The following is a 25,498-nucleotide window of genomic DNA, read 5'->3' on the forward strand; positions in this document are numbered from 1 at the left end:
AAATATAGTGCAAAGCAGTTAATGGATAGATGTCAGGAGTCAACATTTTATTCCTGACTTCTTTTACTACCGAAAGTATTGCGAGATGATATTTAGACTAGATTCTGCAAAAAAACCAGCCAATCAAATAAACCATAACCCTGTTTCTCTAACCATTAGACGTAGTATACCAACTAAAGGCATTGTCCACCACATTAGCTGAGCTTTAGCTTTGGGCTGCTTTCCGGGCAAATTCTCTAAGATTTATACGTAAGTAAATATTAGAAAATCTTTACAAACACTCAGTAAAGCGTACATTCAAGGAATAATAAATAAAAAGACCACTAAGCCAAGTTCATTTATTCACACTTATGTCAATTCGGAATTTTTATAAAACTAGCCTTAGTTTGGCAGCTATTACCATTGGTGGAATCACTATAGGCGGATTAACTGTGCTACCAGCACAAGCAGGCCTGTTAGTCAGCAACATTACTGGTAATAACGTCTTAGAATATGATGAAATCACAGGTGATTTTATTAGAACTTTTGTCCCTACAGGAAGTGGAGGGTTAACTAACCCCAATGGCTTGCTCTTAGCCCCAAATGGTAATGTGTTGGTCAGCAGTTGGGGTAATGGTAGTGTCCAAGAGTATAACGGGAAAACAGGAGCATTTGTCAGAACTGTTGTCTCTCCTGGCAGTGGTGGACTAGCTAATCCTATTGGTATGTTCTTTGGTCGCAATGGCAATTTATTTGTCAACAGTTTTGGTACTAACAGCATCCTGGAATATAACAATACAACAGGTGCATTTTTGGGTACATTCATTGGCCCTGATAGCGGTGGGTTAAGTCGTCCCGTCACTTCAATCTTTGGACCCAATGGCAACCTGTTTGTTAGTAGCTTTGGAAATGGTAGTGTTTTAGAGTACAACGGACTGACAGGCGCATTCCTTCGAGATTTTGTCCCCTCTGGTAGTGGTGGGTTAAATCTGACTGAAGCTATCAGCTTTGGTCCAAATGGAAACCTGTTTGTGAACAGTTCGGGTTCTAGTGCATTTAGCGATCGCGTGGGACTCAGTGCTGTCTTAGAATATGATGGTAATACAGGGGCATTTCTCAGAACTGTTGTCCCCCCTGGTAGCGGAGGGCTAAGTAGTCCCACTGGTTTGCTGTTTAATCCTGAAGGCAAACTTTTGATTAGCAGCTTTACTACTGCTAATGTCTTAGAATATGATGGCGCAACAGGAGAATTTGTCAAAACCTTCATTTCTCCTGGTAGTAATGGCTTAGTTAATCCCACACAAATTTTGTTACTACCAACCTCAGTTCCTGAACCTAATTCTGCCTTTGGTATAGTGGTGTTGGGTGTTTTCGGTTCTGTTTGGGTATTAAAGCGTAATAAAAAAGTTATGAAAACCCCTGCAAGTGGTAGTATTCACAATAGCTTCACAGGTGGATTTTCCATAAGATAACACCATATTCTGGCTCGATAATCAATTATTAGATTTAATTTGGGCAACTCAATCCAAATAATGCGGTGAAACTTCACCATGCCCAATTCATTGAAATAAACCGCACCAAATTATATGTTCAATACCCTTAGGAATTATGCATTGACAGAGTGATAAAATACTGAATTGAAACTATGTATCAAATCCGAAAAAATAGCTGATTACCAGAAAAAGTTGTCTGTTTAACAATTCAAAATTCGCTCATTCAACATATTTTCAGCGAATTTCGTAGAGTGCGTTATGGACGTTTGTTCTTAATGCACTTTCATTGTGTAAACCTAGAATCTATCCCACTATTTAGCATAGTGGTGCATCCATAGCGGAAAAACGCTACGAACTTATACCATTTTACGAAAAACCTGAGAAAAGCTGATAGAATCTGAGTGATAATGGGGTGCGGGTGCAATTGCAATACGGTTCGGATAAGCATTTTTCACAATCGAGTGTGGTCTGGGAAAAGTGTAAGGGGTAAAGGGGAAAGGATGTATTCAAAACATGAATCCCTTTAACCTTTCCCCTTTAACCGAACCGTATTGGGTGCGATTGGACTTTACAGCAGATGGTAAAAATGCTTGAGTCAAGCCCAAAGTCAAAAATTTCTTGCTGGAGTTTCTGAGCAGTATTTGTGAAGTCCAGCGATATCAAAACTTTTGGGAGCCAGTGCTGTTTTTAGTTATTCCACGATCGCACTTATTTTAAACGAGCTTGCATAAGTTCTCAAGAACTTCCTGATAAATCACGTGTCATCAGTACTACTTAGATGACGACGTGAAAGTTGTGCATATAGCATAACCAATTATCAGAACTGCCTGGATAGGAACCAAACATTTATAAGGAGTAACCCGTGAAGAATTATGGTGTCTTGAAAGGAACAGCCGTTGAATACAAGCGAGATGACGACAACGATCCTCACTCTGAACTCTTAATGAAGGTTCAAGGAGTGAGTTTTCGCATTGCAATCAACGTGCGATCGAGTCGTGGTCCAGTCGAAAACAGGCTGATCGAATATTTGATTATACATGACATTAAGCATCCGATTGTTGACCGTGCGCGTGAACTACCCGAAGGTTGGAATAACCTGAAAGATGGTGTAAAGGATGATGCTGCGATCGACTATATCCGTAGTAACATCTTCCGTGCGACGGATATGAAACCGATCACAGATCTTGCACCCGGTCCGAACAACGACCTCTTTGAGTTCGTAGAGGATCTCCTCCAACGTGCCATTAACGAGGAAGGTGCTGTGGTTTACGCATTCGGCGAGCGTTGGGGTCCTGAACAAGACAAAAAAGACCAATACTTTGATTTTTTGCCTGGTAACGGAGTCCACCTGATTCATATGAACCAGGGTGGTGCCGGTGATGGGAAGAATACTTACAGTGATGGCGCCCTCATTATCGACTTTCCTAAATCGGGCAGAGCATCAGCGCTCTTTCTGAAATTCCAGAATCAAGTTTGGCATACTGATGATAAAGATGCTACACCAATCGATAATGCTCCGGCGGTTCCTGTGGTCACAATCCCAGACACCGGTAATATCGATCCTTGGCCTGTAGTCCCAGCGGATTCGCCATATCGCCTCGCACGCATCATTGCTGCGATGGTAAATCCTCGTAACGATGACGCCGGACGCGAATTCGTGACGATTCTTAATACTTCTGACCAAACTTTAGACTTAACTAACTGGAGGATTCTCGATCAACAGGACAAGGCTGATACTATTTCCGGTTCGCTTGAGCCAGGGGAAGCAAACATTTTCCGACTGAGTGGAAGCGGAGCGCAACTGTCGAACAAGGGGGGGACAATAACACTTATAAACTCCCAAGGACTGAAGGTTGATGGTGTTGCATACACCAAGGCTGCTGCCAAAGCTGAGGGTAGGCCAATCGTCTTTTCGTGATTACCGATTGACAACTTTAGCTTCGTTTAAACCCGAATTTCTCACTCATCGGGTGGGAGGTCCTGCGTTGCATAAAGCGATCGCTTAAAGCACCCATTCTCAATTCCCTCCCAATACTTTTCGGTTAAACCCAATAATCTCTTTTTTGGTCTGGGGAAAGGTTAAAGGGCAATGGGGAAAGTGAAATTACAAACCCTTTCCCTTTCCCCTTTCCCCCTTAACCGAAAAGTATTGAATTCCCTCCCACACTCCCTGCATTTATCACTTGTGATAAATGCAGGTTAAACCCCTTGCAGTCGGTGATAAAACTGGCTCATAAGAATCTAATGAGCCATTGCCGAGCAATTTTCTGCAAATAAAAAAAGGAGAGTGGCATACTCTCCTAATGTAATATGAGTGAGTGAAAATTTATTTTTTTAGTGATGAAATCTTGCTTGACGTTCACGCAATTCACGAGCGTGTTGTTCGCGAGCTTGACGTTCCCGAGCTTGACGTTCGCGCAATTCCCGAGCTTGACGTTCCCGGAATTCACGAGCTTGACGCTCACGTAATTCACGAGCGCGTTGTTCGCGGACTTGACGTTCGTGTTGAACTTTACTGTTATTAAAAGCTACAGTATTACGATTAAAATTATCATGGTCAGATTTTAATTCAGCAGCATTAGCATTTTGAGAAAAAGCAGCAGTTGAAGCAGCTGCTAATAAGGCTCCAAGAAGAATAGATTTAAAGCGGTTCATATATCCTTGAATCTCCGTTGCATGACTGGATTTGTATATCCTTAATTTAATCGGAATAATCAGGCACGCACCTGTATACAAAGTCATGTTTCAATGATTACTTTTGTCACTAATCAGCAAGTTACTATTTATTGATGCGAGCGATCGCTTTTTGCAATAAAATCTCCTCTCTGGGAATCCGATTTGATTACTGAATTTATTTGCATAGCAAGGGTTGGGGGCGAGATAGGAAGCAGGATAGCGCAGCGTAAAGCCTTCTCTTTCAGAGACGCTAACGCCAACGCCATAGCTTCGCTTAGAGCGAGTCTACGAGCATCGGTAGAAGGTAAAAGCTACTCATTCGGTTGATTCACTGGTTGCCATTTGACATTTAATTATGTCCATCTATTTAGTATCTTCAGTGAGCTTGCGAGCATAATTCTTACTACTCAGGCAAAACATTAACTGAATGGTTACTAAAATTGTCTTCAAGATAGCGTGGATCGCTTACTCCTACGTGCAAAAGTAGTGCTGTAAGTAACGCACCTATCGCTGCCACCAAGAAGCTAGTTCTATAGTCAATATTCTCCACTATCCATCCACCTAATAGGGGAGCAAGGATGGTGGCAGGAGCGACAAGGGTATTACCAAGACCTATATAGGTTGGTCGTTGGTGCTGGTTTCCAAACTCTAAGGTCATTACCGCAGCAATATTTTGCAGAGCTATCATACCTATTCCTGCTCCTATAAACACCAAGTAAAACGAGCTTGTATTTGGTGCTAGCCAAGCTAAAAGCGAACTGAAAGTACAAGCAATACAACCAATTTGCAAGATTAACTTGTGACCGATGCGATCGCCTAGCCAACCCAAAATCAATCCAGCAATTGTTTGTGTGACCATCAATACACTAGTAATTAACCCAACAGATGCTTCTCCCATCCCATATTGATGTACGGCATAGAGTGTATAGAAGGGAAGTGGCATCAGTGCTAACTGTGAGAGCATACGTGCGATCACAAAGCAACGAAAATTCTTATCGTATCGGAGAATCACACTCAGATTTTTCCAAAATTCATGTCTAGTTTGAGTGCCAGATGATGATGTGCTGATTGGCTCCCGCGTCCTAGACATAAAAAACCAAGATAGAGCCATTGCAAAACTTGCACACAAAAAACACAGAGCAAAGTTAAATGGTTGGGCAATTTCCTTCAGTAGTAAACCAGCAATCACAGCACCACAAATGTTCATCAGATTAGAAGATGCTGCTAAGGCACCGTAAAAAATCCCAAGCTTTCTGGAGGGAACAATTTTCGCAACCATGCTTTGCCAAGCAGTAGCGCTAAATCCGCTACCTAGTCCTTGCCAAATTAGTATGGCAAATGTCAACTGTAAGATAGTTTGTCTATTGAGTTCTAACTGTAACAAAGCCACCACTGCTAATCCCAAAAAAGGAAGCTTCTGATGAATTGTCAACAACATTACAGTTGGTTTATAAGCCTGTAGACGAGCTACTTTATCAGCTGTTAATAGCTGAGGTAGTTGCCAGCCTAACCGAGGAATAGCTGGGATTAGACCGATGAGCAATGCAGAATCGGTAAGAGTGCTAACAAATAGAGGAAGAATGGTGATAAATGAAGCAAAACCACTCCCCAAACCAAAAAATCCACTTTCAATAACATTGACAGTAAAGTTATGGCGCAGGTCTTTTTGAATTTCGGAATTGAGCATTTTTATAAAAATTGCAAGTTTGGTGATTTATTCTGTCTTGGGCAAACTCAGGCTGCATTTTAAACAGGTTTATCTTCTTTTTTTAGGTACTTAGTGAGTAGTAAGTACCTACAAAAATCTGAGTTCCATAAATTGTTCCCAAATGCACTAGTTAAATCACTGTCAAAAAATCTTTTTGTAAAATATGTCAATTTCTACGTCTGGAATGTTTTTGATCTGCTCCATCAACAAAGCTTAAATACTGTAGACTCTGATTGGATCTTGGTAGCCAATAGGTATACTATTGACACGGAGAATACCGATCGCAATCAGAGTACAGCAGTTATGGAATGAGTTAAAGCCCTTTCTGTGTCAATAAATAGGTATATAATCCGACTATTTTTCAGATTATTGAGGATTAAATCCTTTTTTTGACATCATTCTATAGGAGAGACTCTGCTAAGGCGATCGCAATTAAGCTGTTACGCATTTAATTTCTACATTTACCTGATGACTGATGACTGAAAACCTGTCAACAGTTAACCGTCAACGACCATCAAGAGTGTTTATATACTTTAGATTTAGACGCGGATCAGCTTATTCGTTATTATGTAGCAAGCTGATGTTGTCAAAATACTTGCATTAGCTGATGAGACTAAACTTAAGAAAGTTGCGAGGACGCGGTTGTGACTGACAAAAATCGTTCTCAATGGGACTTAGGCAGGTTTATCGAAACCCTGACTTACTTTGAAGTAATTCCTTTCCTTAACTGGGTACAGCAATTAATCCAAGGTCGTCCTCAGGATATTCAAAATATACCCAATGGAGGCAGAAATATGGGTGTCATACTAGTGGCAGGTGCAACAGGTGGCGTCGGAAAACGAGTGTTACGACGATTGCAGGAACAGGGTCATAAAGTACGGGCGATGGTGCGAGATATCGACAAAGCACGTTCAATTATTGGTAATGATTTTGACTTAGTAGTTGCAGATATCACAAAACCAGAAACCTTAACTTCCATAGTTATGGCTGATATCCAAGCTGTAATTTGTTGCACAGCAGTGCGCGTTCAACCAGTAGAGGGAGACACAGCAGATAGAGCTAAATATTATCAAGGTGTTAAATTTTACCAACCTGAAATTGTAGGTGACATCCCTAAAAATGTAGAATATCAAGGTATTAAAAACTTAGTACAAGCAGCAAAAAAATATCTATCTCAAGCAAATGAAAAATTGATATTTGACTTCAAAAATCCATCAACAGAATTAAAAAATATTTGGGGTGCAGTGGATGATGTTGTAATGGGTGGTGTCAGTGAAAGTAATATTCAATTAGTGGAAAACACAGCTTTATTTGCTGGTAATGTCTCCACTGCTAATTCTGGAGGATTTGCTTCAGTAAGAACTAAAAACTTTGATCCCCCCTTCAATTTATCTAATTACGAAGGTGTGAAATTGCGCGTTAAAGGCGATGGTCAGCGTTATAAAATATTTCTACGAACAGAAGCAAAATGGGATGGCATTGGTTATGGCTATTCTTTTGATACCGTAGCAAATACTTGGATAGATGTTCATGTGCCTTTTGCAGACTTGATCCCTGTATTTCGAGCTAAAACTATCAAAGATGCTCTGCCAATTGACTTTAACAAAATTTGCTCATTTCAACTTATGTTGAGCAAATTTGAATATGATAATGCATTAAATCCTAAATTCACACCTGGTAAGTTTTCTTTACAATTAGAATCCATAAAAGCTTATGGTGGGAAAACTTTACCACAGTTTGTCCTTGTCAGTTCAGCAGGTGTGACTCGTCCTGGTCGTCCCGGGATTAATTTGGATGAAGAACCGCCAGCAGTGAGATTAAATGACCAATTGGGAGGAATTTTAACATGGAAATTAAAAGGAGAAGATAGTTTAAGAGAAAGTGGAATTCCTTATACAATTATTAGACCTTGTGCATTAACAGAAGAGCCTGGAGGCAAAGAATTAATATTCGAACAAGGCGATAATATTAGGGGCAAAATCAGCCGTGAGGATGTTGCAGAAATTTGTGTGCAAGCACTAAAACAAGCATTTGCTTGTAACGTCACACTTGAAGTTAAAGCAGGAGAAAATACTAAAAACTCCAGCGATTGGCAGAGGTTATTTTCTAATTTGCAACGGGATAAATAAATCAAATTTCTTCAGATTATTCAGTCTGGAGAAGTTTCTTCAAAGCTTGATGACTGATGAGTGATGACTGTTAACAGTAAATGGCCATCAAGAGTGTTTATATACTTTAGACGCGCATCAGATTATCAAGGTCGGTGGCAATACTTCTCGGTTAAGGGGAAAAGGGGAAAGGGAAAAGGGAAAAGGGAAAGAAAAAACCTTTAACCCTTACCCTTTACCCTTTTCCCCAAACCCGATTCCGAGTTAAAAATGCAAAACCCGAGAAGTATTGAGGTCGGTGGGAATAAGCAAAGTCAATCGATCGCAAAAATGGGGGACGCGGCGAAAGAGAAATAGTAATATCTTACCGTTTCTTTAGGTTGCCGCATGTTCCTTTTAACCTTGTCCCCAATGGGAGCAACGCGAAAAAGGGAGATCCTTGTGAAATAGGCAGGGGAGCAAGGGGAGTAAAGAAACAAATGAGAGTACTTTTTACCAGCGTTAGAGATTGCTTATAAACTTATTTCTTCCTCTGCCTCAAGAGCCTCCCCTCCCCTCCCCTCCTCTGCCTCCCCTTTACCCATCTCACTGTTAGAGCATTGCTCCAGTCCCCAATCCCCAATCGTTTTTACTTGAAGGTGAGGGTATTATTCTTGGACATCAATCCAGATACTGCCTTCTTCCACACGAATGGGAAAAACTGGCAGTGGTTTTTCTTGTGAAACTAATGATAGTGCCTTACCTAGAACAGGTGGCCAGGGACACCAATCTTTTACCTCACCACTACGCAGGTCAAAACTACTGCGATGGAAAGAACAAACAATTCCCCCATCTTCAGTAATTTTCCCACTTTTTAAAGGCAATTTTAAGTGAGGACAGGTGTTATCTACGGCATAAAGCTGATTTTCGTGATTCAAAAGCAGAATTTTCCGGTTGCCAACTTTTACCACTTCTCGCGCACCTGGCGAAAGTGCTTCGACTGCAAGAACTTTAGTCCAACTCATTAGGTTCTCCTTTCATTCTAATTCGATAAAGATTAAATAAACTCCCCTCTTAAAAAGAGTGGCTATTTTTAGTTGTTAGTATTCAGTATTCAGTATTAAGTGTCATTTTTCATAAAAAATCAGGGACTGAATTGACATAATTACCACAGCTTCAGGTTGGTGATTATGTCAAGTACACTTAATGCTTTTCTAGCTCGCTTCCGGTTTGATATATCACTGGGGATTCAAGATAGCGACGCGGTGTGTAAACCCAAATACTACCATCACTGCGCTTGATGGTTCGGGTTTTTGTGGAACCAACGAGAATAATTGTCCGCATATCCGCGGTATCTGGTGCTAACTGCTCAAGTGCGATCGCTTTTACGGTCTGTCCTGGTCTGCCGAGATTCCGTGCTAAGACTACTGGTGTATCTGGCGTTCGATATCGCAGCAAAATATTTCTGGCTTCTGCCAGTTGCCAAGTACGCTCTTTGGAAACAGGATTGTAAAAAGCAATGACGAAATCAGCCTCCGCCGCAGCGGCAATTCGTTGGGCGATCGCTGACCAAGGCTTCAAAATATCAGAAAGGGAAATTGCACAGAAGTCATGCCCCAGGGGCGCACCAATGGCGGCGGCGGCGGCTTGCATGGCGGAGATGCCTGGTGCTACATGAATGTCAATACTGTCCCATTCGGGTAGGGAAAAGCGATCGCACACCTCAAAAACCGCTGTTGCCATTGCATAGATCCCAGGGTCACCAGATGAAACGACAGCAACATATCGTCCAGATGCAGCTAAATCAAGCGCCATCTTGGCTCGTGCTTCTTCTTCGCGGTTGTCAGACTCATGCCGTTGTTTACCATCAGCCAGAGAACCGATTAAATCCAAATAAGTTTTGTAACCCACGAGGTCAGTTGCCGACTTGAGTATCTCTTTCACTTCCGGAGACATCCACTGCGACCCACCAGGGCCAGTGCCAATAATCGCTAAGCGTCCTCGTGGCTGACCGATGGTGTTGGGGTCAATTGGTTGGGGGGAAATAGCGATCGCTATGTCAGGGGAAGAGAAAGACGGGGATGTGCCTGTGGCGGCGATCGCTGCGGCTTGGGCGGGGCTATAACCTTGTGAAAGTAGGTTTTCTAGCTGATTTGAGGTGAAAAAGCGAGCAGGGACTTTCAAGGCGCTAGCTAGGGCGTGGATGGCGGGATCGGCAGCAGTAGTGATGGGTGCAAATATGCCGGCAACTGATGCGGGTGCAAGTGTGGCATCAGCTAGTAGTTGCTGTATTAAAGGTATTGCATCATCAATGATGTCACTAATGGCGATCGCGATCGTTGCCGGGTGGTAAACAAGGCAGTTGGCTGTAGGAGTTACCAAACGTTCCGTAACTTGAATGGTCAAATCTCCATTTGGATCTATAGGCAGTTTACTATTGCTCAACCAAGGTGCTACGCCTTCTAGTTTGACTTGCGCCCCAGCTAGTAAATCTGAGATAAATTTTTTCGCATCATCTGGGTTTGCTAAATGGTATCCGGGGGGAGGAGACAATAACGTTGTACCCAAACGTAAATCGCCTGTGGTGGTAATTGCAGGTTTGATATCAAGGGCTTCGGCAATGCGGCGCGCCAAATCATTTACCCCACCAAGTCCGCCTAAAAGAGGAACAACAGCGCTACCATCCTCAGCCACGGCTAACACTGGTGGTTCCTGTTGTTTGTCACAGAGCATCGGTGCTAGAGTTCTAATCAAAATACCTGCGGCACAAATGCCAATCAGCGGCGTTCCCTGAGCAAATAAATCGCGCAGCGTCTCGCCAAAATTGGTGAAGGTGACATCAACCCCAGACGTGCGATTCTCTAGACCGTATAGCGTTGCTCCTGGTAGGATGCTCATTATTTTGCGTGCGACTGGGACGCTATTTTGACCTAATATTACAATGGCGGGGGCAACATTCATCATCACTTAATTACAACTTATCTCGTAACTTAATAGATTAATTATGAACAAAACTTGGAAAAAGGCATGGCATGAATTTCGCTATATGATTTCTGAGATAGACAATCGAGACAATCCAATCATCATATTTCAACGTATTCGAGGTTGGTATCAAAAAAATAAAATATTTCTGTCGCCACATCTAATTGAGGAATATGGGTTAGAAGAGTTAATAAACATCGATATAAAAGCCTATCCACTTGATAAATCAGAATCCACACCACAAAGTATTAGACGTTTTCTCAATTTAGAACCTTCAAGTGAAGAATCTATGATTATGTTTTTACGAGATGAATTATGGGAACTTGTTGTTTTAACAGTAGATATTAAATGTCAGAGATGTGGAAAATTAGAAATGTCTGCATTGTTCGACACAGAAGCGAAAAAAGTTGTTTTAGAATGTACACAGTGCGGTTGGTCGCAAACAACTGACGGATATCCAGAGAAATCTGTAAAAACTCTAAAATTTCCACAAAATGATGATTTAAAAATCGCTGGATTAGTTTAGATAAATTCTCATAACTATCGCATTTAGGAGAGAATTCAGAGTGCGATCGTACTAATTACTTTAGCTGCTTAAAATCTTCTTCTGTATTCTTTATATTCTTCCTGAATCATTTCAAAAACATAAACAAGTTCAGCACGGGCTTCATCTGGCGTTTGTCCCCAAGCGTGACAGCCGGAAATTGCTGGTGTATGTGCGACAAACGTACCATTGTTATCAGGACGGATAACAGTGATGTAGTCTTGTAAGGACTTCATGGGGATAGCCGCAAGTTTGAGTTACAGTTTCAGTTTACAGCGATATCTGACAAAAAGTTGCTGTGTATCTAGGCATTGGAAGAATTAGAGGTGCGATCGCATTTTCTCAAAAAACGCGATCGCTTGTTAAATAGGAGACTGCAAACTAAGAAGTAAAAAGAAAAGATTCTTTTGCCTTCTTACTTTTTCATGCCCCATGCCCAACTCAATTAACTTTACGCTCTTTCAACACTTGATCTAGCAAGTTTCTAGCAGGTTGTGCTTTAGTCAACGCTGCTTGATGGTCGCTATAAGCACGAACGAGGCGAGAAAGACTGTTCACACCTGCCTTTAGTTGGTCAAGTTCTTCACCAGCAACCAGTTCTCCATCAAGCATTCTCCCAATCAATGGTTTGATATCACCCACTTCTTGGCGGACTTTTTGGAGTTTTTCTAGGGAACTCAGTAAGGTTTTTAATGAGTTCAAGATATCATCAATATCTTGACCTTCCTCTACTGATTCAAGCTCTTCTTCAATTGTTACCGTATCTTTGTCTGAAACTGTAGGTAATTCCTGTGCAGACGTTTCACTTTTAACCCCGTTTGCCCGTACCATCAACGTTTCCTCAAGGAATTTTTCTTAGTGTATCGCTAATCTCAAGTTATCAAAGATAGTATTGTTATAATTCGTTAAACAAGTACTTGTACAAATTAAAATGTACCTAAACTAATAAAGTATCTACCCTTAATATATAGCGCTACTAAATCATTAAAAAAAACTCTCTTGATTCTCCCCTCTCCTTAGTAAGGAGAGGGGCTAGGGGTGAGGTTTTTCTTTGTACTGTACTCTTATTGGTAACTGCTATATACATTATTTACAGTGTTCTTGGAGAAGAGATATAGCCAGCTTAAAATTATTAGGTTGAGTTTGTACTGCATAAGCTTCTCTTTCTAAATCTTGCCTGTGGACATCGGTATAGCGCATAAAAAATGGTCGAGCATAATTAATCGGCTGAATATTTAAACCTAAAGTTTGGATTTTTCCTTTTCCCGCACATACTTGTGCTGCATGAACAGCTTCATGAATTAGGGTTTGAGTACCGATATTTAGCTCAAAAACTACCGGGTTAATCCAAATTTTTTTGGTATTTGGTTGTAATAAACCATAGGCTCCTCGCTTTGGTGGTAGCTGAATTATTACCTGAAATCCAAATTGTTGTAATTTATTTCTTAAATCGGTAAATTGTTGTTCAGGCTTTGGTACTTGAGAAAGTAATAAGAAAGAATTTAAGAGAAAAGTTTCTATCATTACAAATTTTGTATTGGATTCCGTCTTCTTATAGGTAATCGTATTGTACCAAAGTCTCACTCGTGCTTACATGCCCATCCCTTTATTGATGGACATATAAGTACCAGGAATAAAAAGCCAGTTTTAAGATTATTATTTGTTCGTAAGTAAGTGGACATAATTAAACGTAAAATACAAACGAGTGAAATCATCCGACTGAGCAACTTTTATCTTTTGCCTCCTAACTTACTCCTAATCATGGAAAATATAAAGAAATATTATAAATAATAAATAGTATGGAAAAAAGTGTTATTAATGCCAGCCTTTCCACTGAGAACCTAACCTTTCGTCCAGGTGATACCCCTGGCTCCTTTGAGGTAACTGTCAATAATGATAGCGATCGCTTTGTCAATTTTCAGATAGAAATTACCGCCGCCGGAGAAACCCGCAATATCGGATATCGGTGGTATAGACTCGAACCAGAAGTAGCCGCAGCTAAACCACCGGGCAGTAGTACAATATTTCAAGTCTTCATATTCAATACGCCCATAGTGGGATTTGTCGGTACAGTCAACCTTATGGTGAAGATTTTTTCGCCACAGCTAGCACAACAATGCAGACTTGTGCTACGCCTGAAAATTGAGCGAGACAATAGACCAACACATTTAAGTTTAGAATTACCTGTGCGAGAGTTCCAAGTTTATCCCCGTAATTCTGTAGATATACCAGTACGGGTGCGAAACTTGAGTCAACAACCAACAAATGTGACGCTACGTTTTACAGGCGTCGATCCGTCTTGGCTAATTAGCAGTGCAGAACGGCGATTAGCTGTAGATTCCGGTGGTATAGCAGAAGCGACATTCCAATGTCAACCTCCTTCTGTAGTCCAAGCACCCAGTCAAAATTATCCTTTTGCCATTGAAGCTGTTAGCAATAATGGTTACCCAACTAGTATCGATGGCAATGTTGAAGTTTTACCTGTGGGTTTTATCGAATTTACCACTCCACAAAAACAGCTAAAAATTCCTAGTAAATCCGCATGGTTACCTAACTGGAAGTCTGATACAGCCTCTTTTGAATTACTATTTAAAAATGCGAGTAATTTAAATCAGCAACTTGATGTCCAAGTGCAGGGTAGAGACTGGCGAAAATGTAGTTTTAAGAAGATTCCCGAAGCCGCCAATTTGAATTTAGGAGAGACAACTAAAGTTATTCTTGATGTTAAAACCAAACGCCATTGGATTGGAATCGCTAAAACTTTATTACTGGAGGCCAAATCAGAATTATCCGACCAACGTTTAGGTAGTACAGACCCCGCTACGCAGACCTTAGAAGTGCAGGTTTTGCCAATTATACCTCTGTGGTTACAGTTGGCAGCGATCGCCTTATTAGCAGCACTCCTAGCAATCCTCCTGCAACCGAGAGATGTGATGCATACACGTTCTGTCAACTCAGTGCGTTTTAGTGGCATTGGTTTGTCTGTTGTCAGTGGTTCAGATGATTGCACATTGAGACTTTGGAACATTGGCGCTAATGGCTTAGACCCTGACGATCGAGTAACATATTCTGGGCAGCCGATTGCTTGTGATAAGCCTCAACAGCCTAAGGGTTTGATGGCGATTACTGATGATGCTGTAGAAGTCTTACGCTTCATGCCCTTACAAAACGATCGCGTTGCAGTTGGTTTAGATAATGGTGTCATTGAACTTCGGGATGTACCCTCAGGTGCGAAGATTAGCCAGCTTCAAGATCTTAAAGATCCCAGGGCTAAAGGCGATCGCGTTTTTGATTTAGCTTTCACCTCCAACTCACTTAATTTATTCAGTGGTTACGGCAGTGGTAAAGTGAGATTATGGTCAAGACCAGCACCTAACAGCAATTTCTTGCCAGAACCGGAAGCGATCGACATCCAAAGTACATTGAAACTATCAGGCTTCCAAGTCCGCGCCTTAACTCTCAGTCCAGATGCAACAACTCTCGTAATTGCTGGAAACTTTAAGCGTTTTATCTTGTGGCAATGGAATCCGACTAAATTGAATAACAAATTGCCAAGCTTATCAGTGCAAACCCTAGAAAAACTAGACCCATTAGTTGGGCTGGAAGACTATATTTGGGGATTGGCTTTTGTTCCTGACTCAACAGGAAAAATCCTTGCAACTTCTGATTCTGCCGGCTTCATTACGATTTGGAATTTAAATCAGTGTCAAACTATCAAAAATCCGAATCCCCAAATACAAATAAATGAACTAAATTGTCCACCCATAGACCGCTGGTCAGCGTCAAAAACATCTGTACGGACTCTAGCATTTAGTGATGATGGTAATCTGCTAGTCAGTGGTGGCGATGATGGACGAGTGGTAGTTTGGTATTTAACTCCCGAACATAAACTCGACAAAACAAAGGCAGCAGAAGGTCAAACAATTTTTCAAAGCTCTAAAAAAATTAATAGTATCGACTTGAAAACCAATCAAGGAACCATGATTGTGAGTGGTGGTGAAGATTTTCAGGTCAAACTACACCGCATCAAATAAGGGAGTCGATGATATGCAAGCTAAATTAAATCCACTGCAAGTTTTTATCAACCCACCTGACATTCAATTTGGGATGCCGGGAGATGCCATTGTTATCTATGTAGTTGTCAGCAACCAGGGAGATCAAAGTGCTGTTATTGACTTATATTTTGTATTTGACGAAGTATTTCAAAATCTAACAGGCTGGTCTAGTTCTCCCAGAGAAAGTTTAGCATTAGCTCCAGGGCAAAATAGCGACGAAGTAAGATTTGAATTTCCAATTGCTCCTGATGCTTTTGCCGGAACCTATGACTATACCCTAGTCGTAGATTCTCCTCTCCATTATCCTCAAAATACTCCCATAACCTTCCCAAATCAAATTAAAGTTCTGCTCAAAGAACAGACTGCAATTCGGGTGAATGACCCGACATTTTCCATTAGACCTAACACTAATCCAAACAAGCCGCTGATTTTCAATTTTACTGAGCCTTTACAAGTTGAGGTAATAGTTGATAATCGCTCTTATTTAGTAGATCGTTTCCGCTTGAGTTGCCCAGATTTAGATGACAATTGGTTTACAATCAATTATCCTGCAACTGGATTTGAGGGACAAGGCTTGATATCTGATGTCACTGCATTAGAACTTAATCCGGCTTCTCAAAGTAAAATATTACTGAAATTTCACCCACCTGGAGATACCCTCGCCGGTAGCTATTCTCCAACAATTCGCTTATATTCGGAGAACTCTCCAGACTTAGTACTACTAGATTTGGTCTATATCCAAATTCCCACAAATTATCGCTTAGATTTAGAACTTAATACCATCTTAGGAAAAGTTAGCCGTAGTCTTGGTAAGTATGAATTATCGGTGACTAACCGAGGTAATATTGTCCGCGAACTGATATTGAGCTTAAAAAGTCGAGACGAAGAACAACTATATACTTACACCTTTGATCCTACTGAAGTTAGATTATTACCTAATAGAAGCGCTATAGGCAATTTGACAGTCAAACCCAAACCTTGGTGGCGACGACCGTGGTTTGGTACAGGGCTAAGTGTTAACTTTCAAGTTGATATCAAAGACCAACAAAGTTTACCTTTACCTAACACATTACCTCAAGGAACTTTGCTGTGGAAACCCCGTCCTTGGTGGCAATTTATCCTTTTGCTTTTAGGAATTTTAGGTTTATTAGGAGGAATCGGATTTATAGTTTGGCAAATTTTAAATCCAGAACCTTTGAGATTGGAAAATTTTAGTGCAAACGATCCTCAAATAACTGAAGGTGATGAAGTCGCATTGAAATGGGAAATTCAACACTATAAACAGTTGCAAAAACTGGTTCTTAAGGTCAAAGGTTCCCAACCCATTCAGCCTATTATCTATGATTTTAGCAATGGGATTCCTGAATCACTCGGTAAAGGCAGCGCTAATGAAATACCTCCTTGTCAGGTGCAAGACAAAGAAGAATTGATTTGTAATAATGTGAAAACTGGAGTCAAAACCAAAGGAAATTACACTTTTGATTTACAAGCTTTTTATCGCAATGGTATACAAATATTTTCTCCAAATAACCAGGTAGCAAGCCAAACAACCCAAGTCGAAATAGCTGAAAAACAAATTGCTGAGATCCTTGATTTTCAACCAGATAAACCGCAGTATACAAAAGGTCAAAATATTCTTTTAAGTTGGGCGATCGCCCGTCCATTATTGCTCTCACAACTTCAAATTAATGCCAGTGCAGATGATGGTACATCCTACGGTGAACCAATTACTTATAGATTTAATCAAGGTAATATTACAGACCCAAAACTTCAAAAACTATGTACGCAACAAAATCAACAGCTACGATGTAAAAATATTCCTCTAGCAGCAACTAAAGCTGGTAAATTTGCCTTTGAAATTAAAGCTTTTGCGAATAATGGAAGTCAAAAAACTAGTTCTAAAAAGACCGAATCAAAAATTGAAATATTACCAAAACCATTTAAGATTGTTTCCTTTACAATCAATGGTAGCGACCAACCAAATCTGGTTCTCAAGGAAGGAGCATCAGCTACTCTCAGTTGGAAAGTAGAGGGAGAAAATATTCAGGTGAAACTTCAACCATACGGCAATGATGTTTCACCAGTTGGTTCAATGAAGCTTCCAGTCAATCTTGCCTTCCCACCTCAAATTGCACTGCAAGTTAATGATATATCTGGTAAGCAACAACCACAGCAGAAAGGATTTTCAATTACAGTCCTCAAAAAAGTCGAGCCTACTCCTATACCTACTATTCCTATTCCAATTCCACCGACTCTCCCACCTAGCAATAACCCATTTAAGACTCCTTTACCTCAGAGATAAGTTGTTAAATGATAGTACAATTCACTTAAAACAACTTGTAGTTTCTTTCTTTTCTTCGCCTTCTTTCCGTCTTTGCGGTTCGTTACAAAAAAAGATAATTTTCACAACTCAAATAGGACTGCTATATGCTTTTTTAGCAATGTAAAAAGCAGAGATATACGAAAGTTCTAGACTACCTCCAAAATCATCTTCTATCCAATGCCTCAATTCTGAAAATAAAGACTCTTTACTGTGTGGATCTAATTTTAGATATGGCGAGTAAGTATTCAAAAGTGTTAAATATTCATTGTTTGTTTTAGGTCTTTAATAATCGATTCAATTCCTGCAAAAAGATGATTCTGACTTATTTTTACGAACAGTTCAACGTCTGCGCTCATTTGAAAACAGAGGTTTTCGCAAGGGGACTACCTCGGCTTCGCTACTTTCGCGTGCTACCCGAATCAGCAATGCAGCAGCTATCAAGCTGGCAATCATCGAATTACCACCGTAACTAAACATCGGCAACGGCAAGCCTGTAGTTGGTAGAGAACCAGTAGCAACACCAATGTGCAGCAATGATTGTCCTACCATTAAAATTGTTACGCCGATCGCTACCAGTCGATGCACTATATTTTTAGCCTTCAGCGCCACGACTAATCCCAAAGTAGCGAATATAGCTAAAAGTCCCAACAGCGCCATACTGCCAACAAAACCAAACTCTTCGGCAAACACGGCAAAAATAAAATCGGTGTCCTGAATTGGTAAATAAAACAGCTTTTGTTGGGAAAGCCCAAATCCTGCTCCCCAAGTTCTACCAGAACCCACAGCTAGTAGACTTTGCACCAACTGGTAGCCATCTCCTGTAGCATCCGCCCAAGGATTCATAAATGACATCACCCGCTTACGCTGATACTCTTTGATGCTAATACTCAGTACTGCTAACATCACTCCGCCGATTGCTGTTCCTCCTAAGTACTTGTAAGGTAACCCAGATGCCAGAGCAATCAGCCAAATAGTCATTCCACAAAGTGCTGTTGTACTTAAATTAGGCTGGGCAAGAATTCCTAAAAGTACCAAACCGAAAACAACCAGCCAGGCCAAACGAACCCGCCAACTGATTCGTTCCCATTGACCAAAAAGCCGCGCACTTTGCAGCACTAAAAAAGGTTTAATCAATTCTGAAGGTTGAATCGGAATTGGCCCGATCGCTATCCAACGCGCTGCATCAAAGGCCTTCTTTCCCAATCCCGGGATCAGTGTGACAAAAATTAACACTAAAAACACCATCAAAAACCAATGGGATTGTCCCAAAATTTTCTGTAATGGCAAATTAACAATAATATTGAATCCAACTAAGCCAACTAAGACCCAAAGCAGTTGCCGCTTAAAGTAATACAAGCCATCGTTTTGACGGGCATCAGCGACGGGATAGGATGCTGAGAATAGCATGATCAACCCAACGAACAGCCAAATCAACGTTAACCAGCGCAACAACCGCGCTTCTAAAGCCCAGTTGGAGACGGAATTATCAAAAATTGGAATCAGGTGGCGTAGATTCACGATCGGTATAGGTAAAAAGTTAAGAATTAAAAGTTAGGAATAAAACTCATAAATCATAACTTATAACTCAGTAATCTGATGCACTCTTTGCACAATAACGTTAGTGTAAGTTGGCACAGATGCTGAATATTTGGTAACCAGTAACCCTTACAAGCTCTTTTTGTGGGCGATGTGCATAAAAAATCCAAGGAATAAAAATTAAATAATATACAATTTATGTCCCTAGCTTACCTCACCCTCAATCCCTCTCCTTTATAAAGGAGAAGGAAGCTAGAGACAGAATGAAGTTTTGCATCTTATTTAATCTACGTTCCCAAGTGGCATAAACAAATTATCTTCGATTTGCCAACATAACCGATGCAAATCACAGAGTTGTTGCGGAGAAAGTTGTTTTGGGTCAAAAAAATTAGTCAAATTAATGATACCAAGTCTTGCCCTATAGTACTGACACTTGGTACATCGGGTAGCAACAAAGATCGGTGTGGTGAAGTCCCATTGGAATAATTTTGTCTTTACCAAAATATCGACAAAAGTCTAATTAACTTTAGAAGGCTGATAAAGATACCCTAGATTTATCTGGATTTCGCCACCAGTCAAACACCTTCATGCTTATCTTCGTTCTTCAAACTTTAGCTGAAATTCTAGCTGGAGGAACCTCACTGACCAGTACAGAGCAGATTGACTTCAGCCATCCGAGTAATCGCAGGGAAGAGGGAGCCGGACCGACTCTCAATTTATACATTTATGATATTCGTGAGAGTAAACAGTTTCAACAAGCCGGAAGGCAAGTTGAACGTAGTATTGGCCGCCATCTGCAAGCCGGCATTGTCAATTGGGCACCTGTTTGGTTTGATGTTTCGCTGCTATTAACAGCTTGGGATAGAACGACTTTAGGGGAGCATCACTTCCTCAGTGAAGCATTAACTATACTTATGCGCCATCGAGCTTTGAAGGAAGAATTTTTAGTTCCAGAATTGCGGGGTCATGGTAGTTTACCGATGATGGTTGGACTACATCCGTCTATTGAGCCTGGTACTTTGTGGAGCGGTCTAGGTGTACCTTTACGTTCAGCTTTATACTTAACACTAACCGTACCTCTTAGTGCTGAACCTACTACAACACCTTTGGTTTGGGAACGAATTTTTGACCTCCGAAATCAAATGTATGGCAATGGTACCAATGAGATTATGACTAGGCGAGTGGTAATTGGAGGTGTTGTCAAGAGTGCGACAACAAATCTGCCATTGTTAGCGACAAAAGTGACTCTCCTGAAAACTCAAAAATTCATGGAAAGCAACAAAGAGGGACTGTTCTTTTTTGAAAACCTTCAGATAGGTAACTATGTTTTAAATCTAAATTGTCCCGGCTATTTATCCCAGAATGTTAATGCATTGGTAGATGAGCAAAGTTATACCTTCAAAGAGATATTTCTAACTCCTGAATAATTAAGTTTTTACTAACTTGGAGAGACTTTCATGGCTAGACTTGATTACTTTGCCCCTGGTGTCTATATTGAAGAATTTGACCGAGGGAGCCGACCGATTGAAGGTGTTAGCACAGCTGTTGCTGGGTTTGTCGGTTTTACAGAAGACGTTCGAGATGATGCTGAGCTATTTAAGCCGATGTTGGTCACGAATTGGACGCAATATCTCAACTATTTTGCTCGTCCTAATTCTGATGGTTTCACCGATTTCAACGCTTATTTACCTTTTGCCGTCTACGGCTATTTCATGAATGGTGGTGGTCGCTGCTGGATCACAAGCATCGGCACTCAATTACCAGGGGCACCCAAACCCGCAAACCCCGAACCTGCGACCATCCGAATCAACTCTCGTGGCAATCGTCCAGCCCTACGCTTGACTTTACGCCCCGAACAAGCAGCTGGCGGATTAGTCAATATCTTTATTATTGATGGTTCCCCTCGTGCCTTACCCGAAGGTACTGAAGGAGAAGCTCCTCCCAACACCGGCGAATACTTCACTATCCAAATTCGTCGCGGAGATGAGCTACTAGAGCAATACGAAAACTTGACCATGAACCGCGACCCTGCTGCTCAGATAGCAACTTATGCGTTGGCAGCTTTGAGAAATTCTATGTATGTCACTGTAGAAGACATTACTCAAAGCGGACAACCTTTAACTCGCCGTCCGGTTAATGGTCAGTACGAACTGGCGCCCCCCATTGTGGCTACGCCACCAGATAGATTTTCCCGCGATTTGGAAGGGGTACGTGACGATCGCACCGGGGTACGCGGTATCTTTGAAATTGATGAAATCACAATGCTGGCCTGCCCTGATTTACTTCGGGCTTATCAAGAGCAAGTGCTGAATTTGGATCAAGTCCACGGCATCATGGAATTGATGATTAGCATGTGTGAGGGTTCCGCCAGTGGCGATATTCCTAATCCACCCAATCGGATGGTTGTACTTGATGCACCACCAGACGCCGTTAAACCCCAACATGTAGTGGATTGGTTGAATAGATTTAACCGTCGTTCGATGTTTGCGGCCCTTTATTATCCTTGGATTAAAGTTCCTAATCCACGCGATCGCGGTAATCCAATTTTAGTACCTCCTTGTGGTCATATGATGGGTGTTTGGGCGCGCACCGATGAAACCAGAGGGGTTTACAAAGCACCTGCAAATGAAGTACCCAGAGGCGTGATTGGTTTGGGTTATGACACCAATTTCCGCGAACAGGAACTATTGAACCCCCTTGGTATCAACTGCATTCGTAGTTTTCCCAACCGAGGTATCCGCATTTGGGGAGCGCGAACTTTAGTTGAGCCAGATAAAACAGAGTGGCGTTATATCAGCGTGCGTCGGTTAATTAGTTATCTAGAAAAATCAATTGAACTAGGCACTCAATGGGTAGTTTTTGAACCGAACGATCAAGATTTATGGGCGCGGGTTAGACGTACTGTCAGTAACTTTTTAGAGCGGATTTGGCGTGAGGGTGCTTTATTTGGAGATTCACCAGAAAAGGCATTTTATGTTAAATGTGATGCGGAATTAAACCCACCAGAAAGTATAGTTTTGGGCCGTCTGTATGTCGAAATAGGTGTTTGCCCGGTTAGACCCGCAGAGTTTGTGATCTTCCGCATCAGTCAATGGAATGCACTTGATGAGCAATAGCTGATTTAGTTATTAGTTCTTTGTCATTTGTGTTTACAAAGTACTAATTGCAACTTTTCCACACTATTAATTTATTAGGAGATAAAACATGGCTGGGGAATATCTTGTTGCTTCTGTCTTTTACTTTGAAGCAGATGGTATCACTGATAAATTTGTTATATCAGTCGCAGGATTGGGAGCAAAAAATAATGCCACTAAAGGCGTTAGAGGATCGGGTAAAAGTGGAAAGGTAGTGCGTCAAAATCTTCCTGGACAGGCGGAGTATAATAATGTCACAATTACCATGAATTATGATGGTGACGAGAGCCTACACAATTGGTATAAAGCTTGTAGCAAAGATGGAGAACCTCGTCAATGGGACGACAATCGTAAAGCAGTCTCAGTTGTTGGTTATACCCAAGATAAATCAACTGAAGTCATCCGTTATAATTTGAAAAACTGCTTTCCCGAATCATACACAGGACCAGAATTTGATGTGACGAAAAATGATCCGACAACAGAGAAGGTTGAAGTCTCTATTGAGGGCTATGAAATCATATCAAAGAAAAATGATGTAGCAGGATAAAATTCAACTGTTAGGTTTTATCAAGTTATCAATTAGGTGTCTGTTTTTGTACGAAAACTTGAAATTGCCCTATTTCCCATAAGGAATGTAATTAGTCATTTGTGAACACAAATGACTAATTACATAGAGAGAGTTTTCAGTGTTGTCTTCAGGCGTTGTCGTTGGAAAAGCCTCTCATAGAAAAGAGAAAATCTCAGAAGAGTTATCTGTATATTTTTGGTAGTAGGTTTCTATATCTATAAATAGTAACCTTGCTTGTTAACTTAAATTAGATTTACATAACAAGTAAAATTTTCAAATAAATATATATTGTATATCCTCAAATAAAATGGCTAAAATACCAGAATTTATCACAAATTTTTTCACTTCAGAAATTCTCACAAATTATCGTTTCTTTTTAAGATTAGACATCATTGAAAATGATAGCGAATTATACTTTTTAGAATGTCAAGGTTTCAAAAGAACCCAGGATGTAATTGAAATTTGTGAAGTCACTTCTCAAAAGTGGGGAAATGCATCAAAAGGTAAGACGGTTATAACTAAACTTCCTGGCAATGCTAAGAGTAGCAATATTACTCTACGTAAAGGTTTAACCAAGTCCAGAGATATGTGGAAGTGGTTTGAAAAAGTTGAAGAAGGTAAGTGGGCTAAAAAACGTGAATTTATTTCTTTATCTATTTACGATCAAACAGCCACAGAACAAGCTAGATTTGAATTAGCTGGTGCTTGGCCTACTAGTTACAAAATTGCTGATTTTAACGCTAACAGTCATGAAATAGAAATTGAGGAGTTGGAGATCGCTTTTGAGGAATTTCAACGCGTAGAAGCATCAGGTAGTTGGCTAGACTTAGCTATGCAAGCAGGTAGGAAGGTATTTGATTGATTTAGCAAGAAAAGTAGAGGGTAGTTATGCTGAAGGCAGAAGCAAGAAAAGGTATAAACCTACCCCCGAAGTTTGGATTGGAGGAAGCCTCTGCTCCAACTTATCTTTATTGTGGGCAAAAAAATAAGAATATTCTTTTGGAAATGCACAGCATGAGAAAAGAAACGTCTTTGTACAAACAAACCTCTTCCCTTCATAGGAAAGATTTCCCATTCTGCCTTGCCCCCTTTGGTGGCTTGATACATTTGGTTGAGATTTGGTGGCGATTTTTTATTAAGCTTATGGATGGATTGAGATAGATGCTTACAACAATTGGCAGATTTTTGTTGCATCTGTTGAAAAATTCTCAGAGAATTTGGAAAAAATTATGTAATTCATTTTGTCTGATTACTTAGAATAATCAGGAGAAATAGGAGAAATATGTTTCCCACAGAGTTTGAATTTACATTGCCTAAAGGCTATCTAGATTCTGAAGGTAACCTTCACCGCAAAGGTGTAATGCGGTTATCAACAGCGATAGACGAGATTGCACCCTTGCGTGACCCAAGGGTAAAAGCCAATCCAGTCTATGCAACAATTATTATCTTGTCGCGTGTGATTACCCATTTGGGTGCTTTATCTGATGTCAGTCCTGCAATAGTCGAAAACTTTTTTGCCCAGGATTTAAATTACCTCCAAGATTTTTATCGTCGAATTAATGGCTTGGAAGGCGAAACTTATTCATCAGAAGATACAGTAAATTCTCCTGAAGTAGTGCTTCAGAATTGAATTGGGGGCTGGGGATTAGTGAGGATTGGGGACACTTCTCTGCGAGAGGCTGCGCCAACGACAAGCTCAGTGCATCGCTGGGGACGGGGGAATTAGGATTGAAAATACTATTTATTTTCCAATATCCAATATTCAATATCTAACAACAACCAATCCTTAATCCCCAATACTTCCGCTCCCTTCTCTACGAGAGGCTGCGCCAACGGCTTCGCTACCTCGGCTACTTCGGCTTTGCGGTAGTTGAATCTCGACTCACTTCGACGCCGCTCAGTGCAAGTTGCTCGATTTGAGCGTAGTCGAAACTCAGTACAAGTCCGCTCAGTACAAGTCCCCAATCCTTAATCCCCAATTCCCAGTCCCTATGCCCCGTAAGAAAGATAATCTCTGCACTGAATTTGCTTTCACTCTTCCTAGAGGGTTAAGTGATGCTCAAAACCGAGTACATCGTCATGGGGTGATGCGTTTAGCCACCGCCAAAGATGAAATTTTGGTGCAACAAGAGCGCAAAGTTCAAGAAAATCCAGCTTATAGCGTTTTGGTAATGCTTGCACGCGTCATCACTCGCTTGGGTAGTTTCAACTCTGTTACCTCTGATTTACTTGAAGGACTACTCCTATATGACATTGCCTATCTACGAGAATTTTACAATCGAATCAATCAGCAAGGTAATGTACACATTCCGACACAATGTCCCCACTGCAATAATCAATTTTCAGTGGAGCTAGAACTAGCGGGGGAGTCATAAGCTACCCCTCTGATACTTTATATGAGGAGGTAGCTTTT

22 protein-coding genes are annotated in these 25,498 nt (G+C 40.9%); 13 read left to right on the forward strand and 9 right to left on the reverse strand.

Annotation, left to right across the window (positions count from 1 at the left end; genetic code table 11):
• The first annotated feature begins 350 nt into the window (after positions 1–350).
• Together ACFG4S_RS04080 and ACFG4S_RS04085 are read left to right on the forward strand one after the other, a co-directional pair.
• Complete coding sequence (locus ACFG4S_RS04080; protein WP_392533590.1) at positions 351–1,451, forward strand: hypothetical protein; 1,101 nt, start codon at positions 351–353, stop codon at positions 1,449–1,451.
• 883 nt (positions 1,452–2,334) lie between these two features.
• A complete protein-coding gene (locus ACFG4S_RS04085) occupies positions 2,335–3,390 on the forward strand; it encodes a DUF2278 family protein (protein WP_392533591.1) in 1,056 nt (351 codons plus the stop codon).
• 416 nt (positions 3,391–3,806) lie between these two features.
• Here ACFG4S_RS04085 and ACFG4S_RS04090 read toward each other — a convergent pair whose 3' ends face one another.
• A complete protein-coding gene (locus tag ACFG4S_RS04090; protein ID WP_392533592.1) occupies positions 3,807–4,127 on the reverse strand; it encodes a hypothetical protein in 321 nt (106 codons plus the stop codon).
• Positions 4,128–4,551: 424 nt separating this feature from the next.
• Positions 4,552–5,835, reverse strand: a complete 1,284-nt coding sequence (locus ACFG4S_RS04095; RefSeq protein WP_392533593.1) for an MFS transporter — start codon at positions 5,833–5,835, stop codon at positions 4,552–4,554.
• A 665-nt stretch (positions 5,836–6,500) separates the two neighbouring features.
• On the opposite strand from ACFG4S_RS04095, the gene ACFG4S_RS04100 reads away from it, so the two are divergent.
• Entirely contained in the window at positions 6,501–7,985 is a 1,485-nt protein-coding gene (locus tag ACFG4S_RS04100; protein ID WP_392533594.1) for a CIA30 family protein, read from the forward strand.
• A 626-nt stretch (positions 7,986–8,611) separates the two neighbouring features.
• Here ACFG4S_RS04100 and ACFG4S_RS04105 read toward each other — a convergent pair.
• Positions 8,612–8,968 carry a Rieske (2Fe-2S) protein gene (locus tag ACFG4S_RS04105; RefSeq protein ID WP_392533595.1) on the reverse strand — a complete coding sequence of 119 codons (357 nt, stop codon included), beginning with the start codon at positions 8,966–8,968 and terminating at the stop codon, positions 8,612–8,614.
• A 178-nt stretch (positions 8,969–9,146) separates the two neighbouring features.
• Positions 9,147–10,907 carry a precorrin-3B C(17)-methyltransferase gene (gene cobJ, locus ACFG4S_RS04110; protein ID WP_392533596.1) on the reverse strand — a complete coding sequence of 587 codons (1,761 nt, stop codon included), beginning with the start codon at positions 10,905–10,907 and terminating at the stop codon, positions 9,147–9,149.
• A gap of 40 nt (positions 10,908–10,947) precedes the next feature.
• Here cobJ and ACFG4S_RS04115 point away from each other — a divergent pair, with 40 nt between their 5' ends.
• Positions 10,948–11,451 (forward strand): hypothetical protein, encoded by a 504-nt coding sequence (locus ACFG4S_RS04115; protein WP_392533597.1) that lies wholly within the window; start codon positions 10,948–10,950, stop codon positions 11,449–11,451.
• A gap of 68 nt (positions 11,452–11,519) precedes the next feature.
• On the opposite strand, the gene ACFG4S_RS04120 is transcribed toward ACFG4S_RS04115, so the two are convergent.
• The 3 genes from ACFG4S_RS04120 to ACFG4S_RS04130 form a co-directional block, all read right to left on the reverse strand.
• Entirely contained in the window at positions 11,520–11,705 is a 186-nt protein-coding gene (locus ACFG4S_RS04120; RefSeq protein ID WP_392533598.1) for a type II toxin-antitoxin system HicB family antitoxin, read from the reverse strand.
• A 205-nt stretch (positions 11,706–11,910) separates the two neighbouring features.
• Positions 11,911–12,300, reverse strand: coding sequence for a hypothetical protein (locus ACFG4S_RS04125; RefSeq protein ID WP_392533599.1), 390 nt, complete (start codon positions 12,298–12,300; stop codon positions 11,911–11,913).
• Positions 12,301–12,555: 255 nt separating this feature from the next.
• Complete coding sequence (locus ACFG4S_RS04130) at positions 12,556–12,993, reverse strand: hypothetical protein (protein WP_392533600.1); 438 nt, start codon at positions 12,991–12,993, stop codon at positions 12,556–12,558.
• Between the two features lie 275 nt (positions 12,994–13,268).
• Here ACFG4S_RS04130 and ACFG4S_RS04135 point away from each other — a divergent pair, with 275 nt between their 5' ends.
• Both ACFG4S_RS04135 and ACFG4S_RS04140 read left to right on the forward strand, forming a co-directional pair.
• On the forward strand, positions 13,269–15,503 hold the full coding sequence (locus ACFG4S_RS04135; protein WP_392533601.1) for a hypothetical protein: 2,235 nt from the start codon (positions 13,269–13,271) through the stop codon (positions 15,501–15,503).
• A gap of 13 nt (positions 15,504–15,516) precedes the next feature.
• Positions 15,517–17,826, forward strand: a complete 2,310-nt coding sequence (locus tag ACFG4S_RS04140) for a hypothetical protein (protein ID WP_392533602.1) — start codon at positions 15,517–15,519, stop codon at positions 17,824–17,826.
• A gap of 360 nt (positions 17,827–18,186) precedes the next feature.
• On the opposite strand, the gene ACFG4S_RS04145 is transcribed toward ACFG4S_RS04140, so the two are convergent.
• On the reverse strand, positions 18,187–19,365 hold the full coding sequence (locus ACFG4S_RS04145; RefSeq protein ID WP_392533603.1) for an FtsW/RodA/SpoVE family cell cycle protein: 1,179 nt from the start codon (positions 19,363–19,365) through the stop codon (positions 18,187–18,189).
• Between the two features lie 605 nt (positions 19,366–19,970).
• Between ACFG4S_RS04145 and ACFG4S_RS04150 the strand changes: the two genes are divergently transcribed.
• The 6 genes from ACFG4S_RS04150 to ACFG4S_RS04175 all read left to right on the forward strand — a co-directional run bounded on the left by ACFG4S_RS04150 (position 19,971) and on the right by ACFG4S_RS04175 (position 24,715).
• On the forward strand, positions 19,971–20,810 hold the full coding sequence (locus tag ACFG4S_RS04150; protein WP_392533604.1) for a Pvc16 family protein: 840 nt from the start codon (positions 19,971–19,973) through the stop codon (positions 20,808–20,810).
• Between the two features lie 30 nt (positions 20,811–20,840).
• Positions 20,841–22,499, forward strand: a complete 1,659-nt coding sequence (locus tag ACFG4S_RS04155) for a phage tail sheath family protein (protein ID WP_392533605.1) — start codon at positions 20,841–20,843, stop codon at positions 22,497–22,499.
• 88 nt (positions 22,500–22,587) lie between these two features.
• Positions 22,588–23,064, forward strand: coding sequence for a phage tail protein (locus ACFG4S_RS04160; RefSeq protein ID WP_392533606.1), 477 nt, complete (start codon positions 22,588–22,590; stop codon positions 23,062–23,064).
• 328 nt (positions 23,065–23,392) lie between these two features.
• Positions 23,393–23,947: a phage tail protein gene (locus ACFG4S_RS04165; protein ID WP_392533607.1), complete on the forward strand. Its 555-nt coding sequence runs from the start codon at positions 23,393–23,395 to the stop codon at positions 23,945–23,947.
• Positions 23,948–23,973: 26 nt separating this feature from the next.
• The gene (locus tag ACFG4S_RS04170) at positions 23,974–24,246 is read left to right on the forward strand and encodes a hypothetical protein (RefSeq protein ID WP_392533608.1); all 273 of its coding nucleotides are present in this window, start codon (positions 23,974–23,976) and stop codon (positions 24,244–24,246) included.
• A 121-nt stretch (positions 24,247–24,367) separates the two neighbouring features.
• Positions 24,368–24,715, forward strand: a complete 348-nt coding sequence (locus tag ACFG4S_RS04175) for a hypothetical protein (protein WP_392533609.1) — start codon at positions 24,368–24,370, stop codon at positions 24,713–24,715.
• A gap of 107 nt (positions 24,716–24,822) precedes the next feature.
• Here the strand turns inward: ACFG4S_RS04175 and ACFG4S_RS04180 are convergent, their stop codons facing one another.
• Positions 24,823–25,050, reverse strand: a complete 228-nt coding sequence (locus tag ACFG4S_RS04180; RefSeq protein ID WP_392533610.1) for a hypothetical protein — start codon at positions 25,048–25,050, stop codon at positions 24,823–24,825.
• Between the two features lie 26 nt (positions 25,051–25,076).
• Between ACFG4S_RS04180 and ACFG4S_RS04185 the strand changes: the two genes are divergently transcribed.
• Positions 25,077–25,460 carry a phage tail assembly protein gene (locus ACFG4S_RS04185; RefSeq protein WP_392533611.1) on the forward strand — a complete coding sequence of 128 codons (384 nt, stop codon included), beginning with the start codon at positions 25,077–25,079 and terminating at the stop codon, positions 25,458–25,460.
• The last annotated feature ends 38 nt before the right edge of the window (positions 25,461–25,498 follow it).

The organism is Nostoc sp. C117 (assembly GCF_043099735.1).
Classification (GTDB): Bacteria; Cyanobacteriota; Cyanobacteriia; order Cyanobacteriales; family Nostocaceae; genus Nostoc.